Here is a 9,985-nt window from a genome sequence, read left to right on the forward strand (position 1 = left end):
TACATCGACGCCCTCATCCATCAACGCCACGCCGCCGGACTCCCCGCCACCTCACTCGCCTGGGGCCTGTGGGAAACCACCAGCGCCCTCACCGCGCGCATGACCACCGCCCAGCAGCAACGCACCCGTGGCAGCGGCGTCATCCCCCTGACCGATGCCGACGGCATGCGCCTCCTCGACACCGCGCTCGCCACCCCTCGCCCCCACCTCGTCCCCCTCAAACTCGACCTCGCCGCCCTCCAGAACAACACCAGCCCGGACGCACTCCCGCCCCTGCTGCGCACCCTCATACGCGGCCATCACCGGCCCACCGCCCACACCACAGCCCAGCCCGAGGACGACGCCCCGTCCCTCACCGAGCAGTTGACCGCCCTTGACCCGACCCAGCGGCACCAGCGCCTCACCGAACTCGTCCGCGCCGAAGCCGCGGCCGTCCTCGGACACGCCACCCCGGACGCGGTGGGGCCGGACGACGCCCTCTTCGAGATCGGGTTCGACTCGCTGACCGCGGTGGAACTGCGCAACCGCCTCAACGCGGCCACCGGCCTCCAGCTCGCGGCGGCGATGCTGTTCGACTACCCCACCCCGTCGATGGCCGCCGAGCACCTCCAGGACCAGCTCGCGCTGGACGCGGCCACCACGGACACAGACGTGGCGGCCGGGGAAGCGGCGGAAGACGACGACCAGAGCACGGAGAGGTGACACAAAGCATGTTCGACGTGGCGAAGTATCTGCGGCGCATCGGGGTGGAGGGGACGCCCCCACCGACCCTCGAAACCCTCCGGCATCTGCACAAACGGCATCTCATGGCGGTCCCGTACGACAACTCCACGGCCCCCGACCGGCTCCCGGCCTCACGGCACCTGACGAACGTCCCGCTGGACCTGGTCTTCGAGCATGTGGTGACCGAGGGCCATGGCGGAGTGTGCTACGAGCTCAACCGGCTGTTCCACACGCTGCTGGCGGAGCTCGGCTACGACGTGCGCATGGTGGCGGCGGCCGTGCGGCAGGCGAACGGCACGTTCGGCCCGGAGCGGGAACACACCTTCGACCTGGTTCACCTCGATGGCCGGACCCACCTCGTGGACGTCGGTTTCCCCGGGCCGTCGTATTCGGAGCCGCTGTACCTGTCCGAGGAGGAGCAGCACCAGTACGGCTGCTCGTACCGCGTGACCGAACACGAGGGCTACCGGGTGGTGGAACGGCGGCCCAAGGAGAGCGATTGGCAGCCGGTGTACCGGTTCCGGCCGGAGCTGGCCGACCCGTCCGGCTGGGACGCTGTCCGGCTGGACAGCCTTGACGACTACGCACAGGACTCGGTGCTCGCCGGAACCACCTTCCGCAGCCGGGCCACGGACAACGGGAAGATCGTGCTGATCGGCAGGCGCTACTTCACCGTCGAGGACGGGGTCGAGCGCACCAAGGTGCTGGTGAAGGCGGACGAATTCCAAGAGGTGGTCGATCTGATCCTGGCGGGCGCATGAGCGGGAAGGAGACGGCGGTGGACACCGCGCGAGAAACGGACGGCCTCGAAACCGAGGTGCTGATCGTCGGCTATGGACCGGTGGGCCAGCTGCTGTCGGTCCTGCTGGCCCAGCGCGGCCGGCGGGTGACGGTGGTGGAGCGCTGGCCGGAGCCGTACCGGCATCCCCGGGCGGTCGGGTTCGACAGTGAGGCCGCGCGCATCCTGGCCTCGGCCGGGATCGGCGACTCGCTCGACAAGTTCACCGAACCCGCGCGGGACCACGCCTGGCAGAACACCAAGGGCGAGACGCTGATCGACCACGAGGTGGCCGACCGGGGCCACTGCACCTGGCCGGAGGCACTGTCGGCATATCAACCGGCCTTGGAGTCCGCGCTGATCGAGCACGGTGCGACGCTGCCGCCGCTGCGGATCCTGCGCGGATACGAGGCGGTGGGACTCGCGGACGACGGCGACCATGTGACCTTGACCGTAGTGGGCCCGGACGGGGAGAAGACGGACCTCACCGCGCTGTGGGTGGTCGGCTGCGACGGCGCGAACAGCCTGGTGCGGACGGGTGTCGGCACCACCATGACGGACCTCGACTTCTCGTACGACTGGCTGATCTGCGATGTGCGGTTGCACGAGCACCGCGAGTTCCGGCCGAACAACCTGGAGATCTGCGACCCGGCGCGCCCCCGGACGGCGGTGTCCGCGGGCCCCGGCCACCGGCGGTACGAGTTCATGCGGGTGCCCGCGGACGACCCCGAGCACTTCGGCACCGTGGAGAGCGCCTGGGAGCTGCTGCGGCTGTTCGATGTGACGCCCGACAACGGCGTCCTGGACCGGCACGCGGTCTACACCTTCCAGGCCCGCTGGGCGGAGCGCTGGCGGGCCGGAAGGATGCTGCTGGCCGGGGACTCGGCACACCTGATGCCGCCGTTCGCCGGGCAGGGCATGTGCTCCGGATTCCGTGACGCGGCCAATCTGGCCTGGAAGCTGGACCTGGTCCTGGGCGGACACGCGGCACCGACGCTGCTGGACACCTACACCACCGAGCGGCGGGCACACGTGCGGCACGCGGTCGAGATGTCGGTGGGTCTGGGCCGGGTGGTGTGCATGGCGGACCCGGCCGCGGCGGCGGACCGTGACGCGGCGATGCTGGCCGCACGCAAACGCAACATCGGCCCGAGCGCCGCCCGCCGCTCCGTGGTGAAGCCGCTCGTGGACGGGTTGCTGCGGCAGGACGGTCAGGGCCGCCCGGCACCGTACGCCGGCCAGGCGGGCCCCCAGTGGCGAGTGCACCGCGCGGGGACCACCGGCCTCTTCGACGACGTGGTGGGCACCGGTTTCGTCCTCCTCCACGCCGAGGACGTGGTCCCGACACTGGACGCGCGACGCCTGAAGTTCCTCGACAGCATCGGCACCCGGCTGGTGCGCCTGCTCCCCGCGGACACACCCACGACCGACCTGGGCCCACGCGACGCGCTGGACGTGGAGGGCCGGTACCTGCCCTATCTGTCGGAGATGGACGCGCTGGCGGTGCTGGTACGCCCGGACTTCTACCTCTTCGGCATCGCGAAGGACGAAGACGAACTCCACTCCCTCGTGGACGACCTGGCCACCCAGCTGAGCCCGTCCCCCACCCCGTCGTAAGACTCCCCCGCCCGCACACGACTGGTCCCTTCCCCCGAGTGCCGTGGGGGAAGGGACCAGTTGGTTTCGCGCCCTGAAGGGGGCACTCCCAGCGGAGTGTTCAGGTGACGCGCGGAGTGTTCAGGTGACGCTCTCCCCCGTCCGTGCCGCGGCCGCGCGACGGCGTTCGTCGCCCGCTTTGACCAGGGCGTATCTGATGGCCAGGGCCGCCGCGTTGACCGCGTGCAGCGCCTCCTGGGCGCCGGTGTCCGGGTGTTCCTGGCCGGTGGCGGCGGCCGAGGTGCACTGGGCGGCCTCCAGGCAGGCCACGCACGCCTCCACGAGGGCGTCCGGGCGGGTGCCGGAGGATCGGCCCAGTTTCGTCAGCAGCCGGGTGATCTCCCGGTGCGCTTCGGTGATCGGGTCCGCCGCCATCGGGTCAGCGCTCCCGCGTACCGTCGTCCGCCAAGGGCCCTGTGTCCCCGGCCGGTACCAGGGTGACGAACCGCTGCTCCCACAGGGCGAACACCTCGGCGGCCAGTGTCTCCGACAGCCCGCCCGCGACGGTCTTGGCCAGATCCCCGAGCGTGCTGGTGCCGTCCACCGCGCCGAGCAGTTCGTACAGCTCGGGCGACACCTTCGCGGTCGGGCCGCCGTCGTAGTCGAGGGAGATCTCGTGGGCCTTCGCTCCCGCCGAGGCGTCCGGACCGGCGGTCCTGCGCTCGGCCAGCCGGGTCACCGGGCGGAATCGCGGCACCAGGGCGCCCAGGTCGGGCGAGGGTTTGGCGCGCACCAGGCAGTCCTCCACCACCAGGGCGTCCAGGTCGGTGGTGAGGAAGCTGGTCACCACGTCGTCGAGGCTCTGCACGATGGGTTCGGCGTTGTTGTTGAAGGAGGTGTTGAGAAGCACCGGGGTGCCGGTGAGCTCGCCGAACCGCCGCACCAGGCGGTGGAACCGCTCACCCGACTCGGCCGATACGACCTGCACCCGGGCGGTGCCGTCCACGTGGGTGACCGCGCCGAGTTCCGTACGGCGCTCCGGCAGCACCGGCACCACGAAGGACATGAACTCGTGGTGGCCCTCCGCGCCGGAGAGGTCGAAGTAGTCGGGGGCGGCTTCGGCGGTGACGACGGGGGCGAACGGCCGGAAGCCCTCGCGCTTCTTGACCATCGCGTTGATGCGGGTGCGGTTCTCCTCGGGGCGCGCGTCCGCGACGATGCTGCGGTGGCCCAGGGCGCGGGGGCCGAACTCGGACCGGCCGTGTGCCCAGCCGAGCACCTCTCCCCCGGCGAGGAGTCCGGCCGCGGTCTCCACGGCGTCGTCGGGGAATTCCACATCGATCAGGGGCGCCCAGTCGGCCAGCCGGGCCCTGATCCGCGCCCGGTCGCCCAGCGCCGGGCCGAGGCTCGCGCTGAGCAGCCGCTTCCTCGGCCGCTGGAGGGTACCGAGGCTCGCCGCCGCGGCGTAGGCGGCGCCCTCGCCCGCGCCCGCGTCGTGCGAGGCGGGGTGCACGAACACCTCGTCGAACAGCCCGGATTTGAGGATCAGGCCGTTGAGGCTGGAGTTGTGGGCGACGCCGCCGCCGAAACACAGGCGCGGCAGGCCACTGGTCTTGGCCCAGTGCTGGAGGATGTGCAGCACGATCTTCTCGACCGTCTCCTGGAGCGCGGCGGCGAAGTCGCGGTGTGCCTGGGTGAACGGCTCGCCCTTGCGGCGCGGCCGGAAGCCCTCGGCGTAGAACAGCGGGCTGACCAGGTTCGGCACCATGATGTTGCCGTGCAGCTCGTACTCGCCGTTGTCGCGGAGGGTGTAGAGCTTGGCGAAGGTGTCGCGGTAGGTCTCGGGGTCGCCCCAGGGGGCCAGGCCCATCACCTTGTACTCGTCGCCGAAGCCGTAGCCGAGGAGGTAGGTGGCGTTCAGATAGAGCCCGCCCAGCGACTTGGGCACGGGGTAGTCGGCCAGCTTCTCCAGATGGGTGCCCTCGGCACGGTAGACGGTGCCGGAGTGCAGTTCGCCGCGGCCGTCCAGCACCAGGACCAGGGCCGAGTCCATGCCGGAGTGCAGATACGAGGAGTACGCGTGTGCCTCGTGGTGCGGTACGTACACCAGCTTCTCGTCCGGCAGGTCCCAGTCCAGGCCCTCCTTCAGCCGCTCCCGGATCAGCTCCCGGGAGTAGCGCAGCGGCACCCGCGGATATTCGGTGTAGAGGTGGTTGAGGACGGTGTCGATGTGGTTCTCGGGAAAGTAGTAGCCGACCGCGTCGACGTCCTCGGGCCGCGCACCGGCCAGGGCCAGGCATTCACGGACCGCGTTGAGGGGAAACTTCGTCGTCTTTTTGATCCGGTTGAGCCGCTCCTCCTCCACCGCGGCCACGAGTTCGCCGTCGCGGATCAAAGAAGCCGCCGAGTCGTGGAAAAACACCTCGCCCAACTGCGGCACCACATCGGTGTCCGCGGCGGAGAAGTTGCCGTTGAGCCCGAGCACAAGCACAGTGATCACCCAAACCAGTCAGAGGCGAACGCGAGGATCCGGGGCGGAGGGACGCCCGGTCAGCGGGAGTGCGGCAGCGCCGCGTCGGCGAGCTCAGGCGCCGTCAGCCGCAGCGTCGTCGGGGCCGGCTGGAACGCGGGGGTGAGGTGGAGGCGTTCGACCCCCTCCTCGCCGGGGACCGCGAGGGCGGCGGTGCACCCGCAGATGGTGTCGGCGAACCCGGCGAAGCGGTAGGCGACCTCCATCATCCGGTTGCGGTCGGTGCGCCGGAAGTCGGCGGCCAGGTGCGCCCCGGCCCGCGCCGCCTGGTCGGCCAGCCAGTTCAGCACGGTGGACCCGGCGCCGTAGGAGACCACGCGGCAGGAGGTGGCGAGCAGTTTCAGATGCCACACCTTCGGGTGCCGCTCCAGCAGCACGATGCCGACGGCCCCGTGCGGGCCGAACCGGTCGGCCATCGTGATGACCAGCACCTCATGGGCGGGGTCGGTGAGCAGTCCGCGCAGTACGGAGTCGGAGTAGTGCACCCCGGTGGCGTTCATCTGGCTGGTGCGCAGGGTCAGTTCCTCGACCCGGGACAGCTCCCGCTCGGTGGCGCGGGCGATGGCCATCCGGATGTCCAGGGTGCGCAGGAACTCCTCGTCGGGGCCGCTGAACTCGGCCCGCTCGGCGTCCCGGCGGAAACCCGACTGGTACATGGTCCGGCGCTGCCGCGAGTCCACGGTGACCACGGCGGGGCTGAACTCGGGCAGTCCGGTGAGCCCGGCCACGTCCTCGGCCGGGTAGCAGCGCACCTCCGGGAGCTGGTAGGCGACCTCGGCGCGTTCGGCGGGCTGGTCGTCCACGAAGGCCATGGCGCGGTGGGCGAAGTTCAGCCGCTCCGCGATGGCGCGCACCGCCTCCGACTTGGGCCCCCAGCCGATGTGCGGCAGGACGAAGTACTCGGCGAGGCCCAGCGCCTCCAGGCGCGCCCAGGCGTGGTCGTGGTCGTTCTTGCTGGCGACCGACTGGAGAATGCCACGTCCGTCGAGGGTGGTGATGACATCGCGCACCCACTCGAACGGCGGCACCTCGCCGTCCTCGAGCAGGGTGCCGCGCCACAGGGTGTTGTCCAGGTCCCAGACGAGACATTTGACGGCCGTCGGCGGCTCGCTCCCGCTCACGGGCTTCCCCTCCGTCATGCTTGCACCTTCCTCCGCGTGTGCTGGGCCGGCTTCCGGGTGTGCTGGGCCAGGATGAGCTGGCAGATCTCGCTGGTGCCCTCGATGACTTCCATCAGCTTCGCGTCGCGGTACGCCCGGGCCACCACATGGCCGTCGGAGGCCGCGGTGGACGCCAGGAGCTGTACGGCGCGGGCCGCGCCCTCGGCCGCCTCGCGCGAGGCCACGTACTTCGCGTGCACCGCGTCCACCGCCATGTCGGGCGAGCCGGTGTCCCAGGAGGCACTGGCGTGTTCGCAGGCCCGGGTGGCGTGCCGCTCCGCGACATACAACTCGGCCAGGTGCCGGGCCACCAACTGGTGCTCGGCGAGTATGCGGCCGGACTGCTCCCGGGTGGCGGTGTGCGCGGCGGCGGCGTCCAGACACGCGCGCAGAATGCCGACACACCCCCACGCCACGGACATCCGCCCGTAGGTGAGCGCGGCGGTGGTCGCGAGGGGCAGCGGCAGCCCGGTGCCGCCGAGTACGTGATCGGCGGGCACCCGGACCGCGTCCAGGGTGATGTCGGCGTGGCCCGCGGCGCGGCAGCCCAGCGGGTTCGCCACCCGTGTGATGCGGACTCCGGGGGCCTGTGCGGGTACGACCACGGCCGTGGCGCCGCCCCGGTACGTGCCGAACACCACCAGCAGATCGGCGTAGTGGGCCGCGGTGATCCACACCTTCCGCCCGGTGACGACCACCTGTGCGCCGTCGTCGGCGATCTCGGTCTCCATCGCCGACAGGTCGCTGCCCGCCCCGGGCTCGCTGAACCCGACCGCCGCAAGGTCGCCGGAGGTCAGCCGGGGCAGAAAGGTGTCCCACTGCTCCGCGCCACCGAGCCTCCGTACGGTCCAGGCCGCCATGCCCTGCGAGGTCATCACGCTGCGCAGGGAGCTGCACCGGGCGCCGACCCGCGCGGTGAGCTCGCCGTTGGCCCGGCTGTCCAGTCCGGTGCCGCCGTGCTCGGGGTCGACCTGTGCGCACAGCACTCCGGAAGCGCCGAGTTTGACCAGCAGGTCGCGGGGCAACTCCCCGGCCAGGTCCCAGGCGTCGGCGCGGTCCCCGATCAACCCGCTGACCAGCTCCGCGTGGCTGGTGGCGGCGTCGGTCACGGCTGTGCCTCGCGCAGGCGCAGGACCATCGTGGTCATCGCGTTCACCGTGCGGAAGTTGTCCAGCGCCAGGTCGGGGCCGGTGATCACCACGTCGAAGGTCGACTCCAGGTGCACGACCAGTTCCATGGCGAACATCGAGGACACGGCACCGCTGCCGAACAGATCGGTGTCCGGGTCCCAGGTCTGCTTGGTGCGCTGTTCGAGGAACTGCTGCACCTCCTGCGCCACCGTCTCGGCGGTGTGGCTGCCCGGCTTCGATGAGATGGTCACGCCAGTTCCTTCCCGTATGCGTAGAACCCACGGCCCGACTTGCGGCCCAAGTGGCCGTCGCGGACCTTCTCCAGCAGCAATTCGCTCGGCGCGCACCGGGAGTCTCCGGTGCGCGTCTGCAGCACGCGCAGCGAGTCGGCGAGGTTGTCCAGGCCGATCAGGTCCGCGGTGCGCAGCGGCCCGGTGCGGTGGCCGAGGCACTCCCGCATGAGGTCGTCCACGGCCTCCACGGTCGCGGTGCCCTCCTGCACCACCCGGATCGCGTCGTTGATCATCGGGTGCAGCACCCGGCTGGTGACGAACCCCGGCCCGTCGCCGACGACGACCGGCTTGCGCTCCAGCGCCCGCAGCAGATCCGTCACGGCGGTCATCACCGCTTCCCCCGTGCGGGGGCCGCGGATCACCTCCACCGTGGGGATCAGATAGGGCGGGTTCATGAAGTGGGTGCCGACCAGCCGTGCCGGATCGGCGACGAAACCGGCCAGTTCGTCGATCGGGATGGAGGAGGTGTTGGAGATCAGCGGCACCTGGGCTCCGGTGAGCCCGGCGACCGCCTCGAGCACCTTGGCCTTGGTGGGGGTGTCCTCGGTGACGGCCTCCACCACGGCGGTGGCGTCCCGGCCGTCGGCCGGGGACGCGGTGACCGTCAGCTCGCCCCGCGGCCGGTCGGCCGGCAGGGCTCCCATGAGCTGGGCCATGCGGAGCCGTTCGGTGACCGCGGCCCGCGCCCGGCCGGCCCTGGCCTCGTCCACCTCGACGACCGTCACCGGGATTCCGTGGCCGACGGCGAGCGAGGTGATTCCCAGTCCCATCGTTCCTGCGCCCAGCACCATGAGCCGCGGCGCTTCCGCATGTCCGCTCATTCATCGCCTCCGCAGCGCGTTGTGAACAACGTGCCGACCATGACACGCGCTTCCGCGTTCACGATATTGTCCGGGTGATCGCACAAATCCCCTAAGGATCCCCCCTAGACCCCCCTCAGCCCGGAATATGGGTTCCGGTATTCCGGCAGACGCCATTGCGCGGCGCGTCGGCGGATTCTTAGCATCGGTCGCATTGACTTTCCCTTTCACCTTTGCGGGGTGCGGAAATCCGATGGCTCAGCAAGTCGATGTGACCGAAGAAATTCTCGGCTATGTACGGGAACTGTCCCTGCGCGATGACGAGATCCTGGCCGGGCTGCGAGCGGAGACCGCCGGTCTGCCGGCCGCGCAGGCCATGCAGGTGATGCCCGAGGAGGGCCAGCTCCTGGGGCTGCTGGTGCGGCTCGTGGGCGCCCGTTCGGTGCTGGAGATCGGCACCTTCACCGGATACAGCACACTGTGCATGGCGCGGGCGCTGCCCGCCGACGGCACGCTGATCACCTGCGACATCACGCCGAAGTGGCCGGGGCTGGGCCGCCCGTTCTGGGAGCGTGCCGACGTGGCGGACCGCATCGATGTGCGCATCGGTGACGCGAGGGACACACTGGCCGGACTGCGGCGGGAGGGCCGGGAGTTCGACCTGGTCTTCATCGACGCGGACAAGACCGGATACGCCCACTACTACGAGGAGTCGCTGGCGCTGCTCCGGCGCGGCGGGCTCATCGTCCTGGACAACACCCTCTTCTTCGGCCGGGTGATCGACCCGGCCGCGCAGGACGCCGACACCGCCGCCCTGCGCGAGATGAACAAACTCCTCCGGGAGGACACGCGCGTCGAGATCAGCATGCTCACCGTGGGTGATGGCGTCACGCTCGCGGTCAAGCGCTGACCCCGCACACCCACGACGGCCGGTCCCCCGGGTCCTCCCGGGGTCCGGCCCCCCGCTGTCACCCC

10 protein-coding genes are annotated in these 9,985 nt (G+C 70.8%); 4 read left to right on the top strand and 6 right to left on the bottom strand.

What is annotated here, in order from left to right:
• From ACFXB5_RS50210 to ACFXB5_RS50220, 3 genes are all read left to right on the top strand, one after another.
• A partial coding sequence (locus ACFXB5_RS50210; RefSeq protein ID WP_385221941.1) for a beta-ketoacyl reductase occupies nucleotides 1–702 on the top strand: 702 nt, incomplete at its 5' end.
• 8 nt (nucleotides 703–710) lie between these two features.
• Nucleotides 711–1,484 (top strand): arylamine N-acetyltransferase, encoded by a 774-nt coding sequence (locus tag ACFXB5_RS50215; protein WP_385221943.1) that lies wholly within the window; start codon nucleotides 711–713, stop codon nucleotides 1,482–1,484.
• Nucleotides 1,485–1,501: 17 nt separating this feature from the next.
• On the top strand, nucleotides 1,502–3,118 hold the full coding sequence (locus tag ACFXB5_RS50220) for a bifunctional 3-(3-hydroxy-phenyl)propionate/3-hydroxycinnamic acid hydroxylase (RefSeq protein WP_385221946.1): 1,617 nt from the start codon (nucleotides 1,502–1,504) through the stop codon (nucleotides 3,116–3,118).
• Nucleotides 3,119–3,238: 120 nt separating this feature from the next.
• On the opposite strand, the gene ACFXB5_RS50225 is transcribed toward ACFXB5_RS50220, so the two are convergent.
• From ACFXB5_RS50225 to ACFXB5_RS50250, 6 genes are read right to left on the bottom strand one after another with little or no spacing between them, the layout of a single operon-like run.
• Nucleotides 3,239–3,532, bottom strand: a complete 294-nt coding sequence (locus tag ACFXB5_RS50225; RefSeq protein ID WP_385221949.1) for an O-linked N-acetylglucosamine transferase — start codon at nucleotides 3,530–3,532, stop codon at nucleotides 3,239–3,241.
• Nucleotides 3,533–3,536: 4 nt separating this feature from the next.
• On the bottom strand, nucleotides 3,537–5,597 hold the full coding sequence (locus tag ACFXB5_RS50230; protein ID WP_385221952.1) for a carbamoyltransferase: 2,061 nt from the start codon (nucleotides 5,595–5,597) through the stop codon (nucleotides 3,537–3,539).
• A 50-nt stretch (nucleotides 5,598–5,647) separates the two neighbouring features.
• Nucleotides 5,648–6,766 (bottom strand): HAD-IIIC family phosphatase, encoded by a 1,119-nt coding sequence (locus ACFXB5_RS50235; protein ID WP_385221954.1) that lies wholly within the window; start codon nucleotides 6,764–6,766, stop codon nucleotides 5,648–5,650.
• Nucleotides 6,763–7,896, bottom strand: a complete 1,134-nt coding sequence (locus ACFXB5_RS50240; protein WP_385221957.1) for an acyl-CoA dehydrogenase family protein — start codon at nucleotides 7,894–7,896, stop codon at nucleotides 6,763–6,765. The genes ACFXB5_RS50235 and ACFXB5_RS50240 overlap by 4 nt, the downstream gene beginning before the upstream one ends.
• Entirely contained in the window at nucleotides 7,893–8,168 is a 276-nt protein-coding gene (locus ACFXB5_RS50245; RefSeq protein WP_385221959.1) for an acyl carrier protein, read from the bottom strand. The genes ACFXB5_RS50240 and ACFXB5_RS50245 overlap by 4 nt, the downstream gene beginning before the upstream one ends.
• Nucleotides 8,165–9,031 carry a 3-hydroxyacyl-CoA dehydrogenase family protein gene (locus ACFXB5_RS50250; RefSeq protein ID WP_385221962.1) on the bottom strand — a complete coding sequence of 289 codons (867 nt, stop codon included), beginning with the start codon at nucleotides 9,029–9,031 and terminating at the stop codon, nucleotides 8,165–8,167. The genes ACFXB5_RS50245 and ACFXB5_RS50250 overlap by 4 nt, the downstream gene beginning before the upstream one ends.
• A 232-nt stretch (nucleotides 9,032–9,263) precedes the next feature.
• On the opposite strand from ACFXB5_RS50250, the gene ACFXB5_RS50255 reads away from it, so the two are divergent.
• A complete protein-coding gene (locus ACFXB5_RS50255) occupies nucleotides 9,264–9,920 on the top strand; it encodes a class I SAM-dependent methyltransferase (RefSeq protein ID WP_385221965.1) in 657 nt (218 codons plus the stop codon).
• Nucleotides 9,921–9,985: the final 65 nt, after the last annotated feature.

This window comes from Streptomyces sp. NPDC059455 (assembly GCF_042750115.1).
Classification (GTDB): Bacteria; Actinomycetota; Actinomycetes; order Streptomycetales; family Streptomycetaceae; genus Streptomyces; species Streptomyces endocoffeicus.

Coding starts and splice junctions, on each gene's coding strand:
- ACFXB5_RS50215 (WP_385221943.1), top strand. CDS start 711: ATGTTCGACGTGGCGAAGTATCTGCGGCGCATCGGGGTGGAGGGGACG.
- ACFXB5_RS50225 (WP_385221949.1), bottom strand. CDS start 3,532: ATGGCGGCGGACCCGATCACCGAAGCGCACCGGGAGATCACCCGGCTG.
- ACFXB5_RS50235 (WP_385221954.1), bottom strand. CDS start 6,766: ATGACGGAGGGGAAGCCCGTGAGCGGGAGCGAGCCGCCGACGGCCGTC.
- ACFXB5_RS50250 (WP_385221962.1), bottom strand. CDS start 9,031: ATGAGCGGACATGCGGAAGCGCCGCGGCTCATGGTGCTGGGCGCAGGA.
- ACFXB5_RS50255 (WP_385221965.1), top strand. CDS start 9,264: ATGGCTCAGCAAGTCGATGTGACCGAAGAAATTCTCGGCTATGTACGG.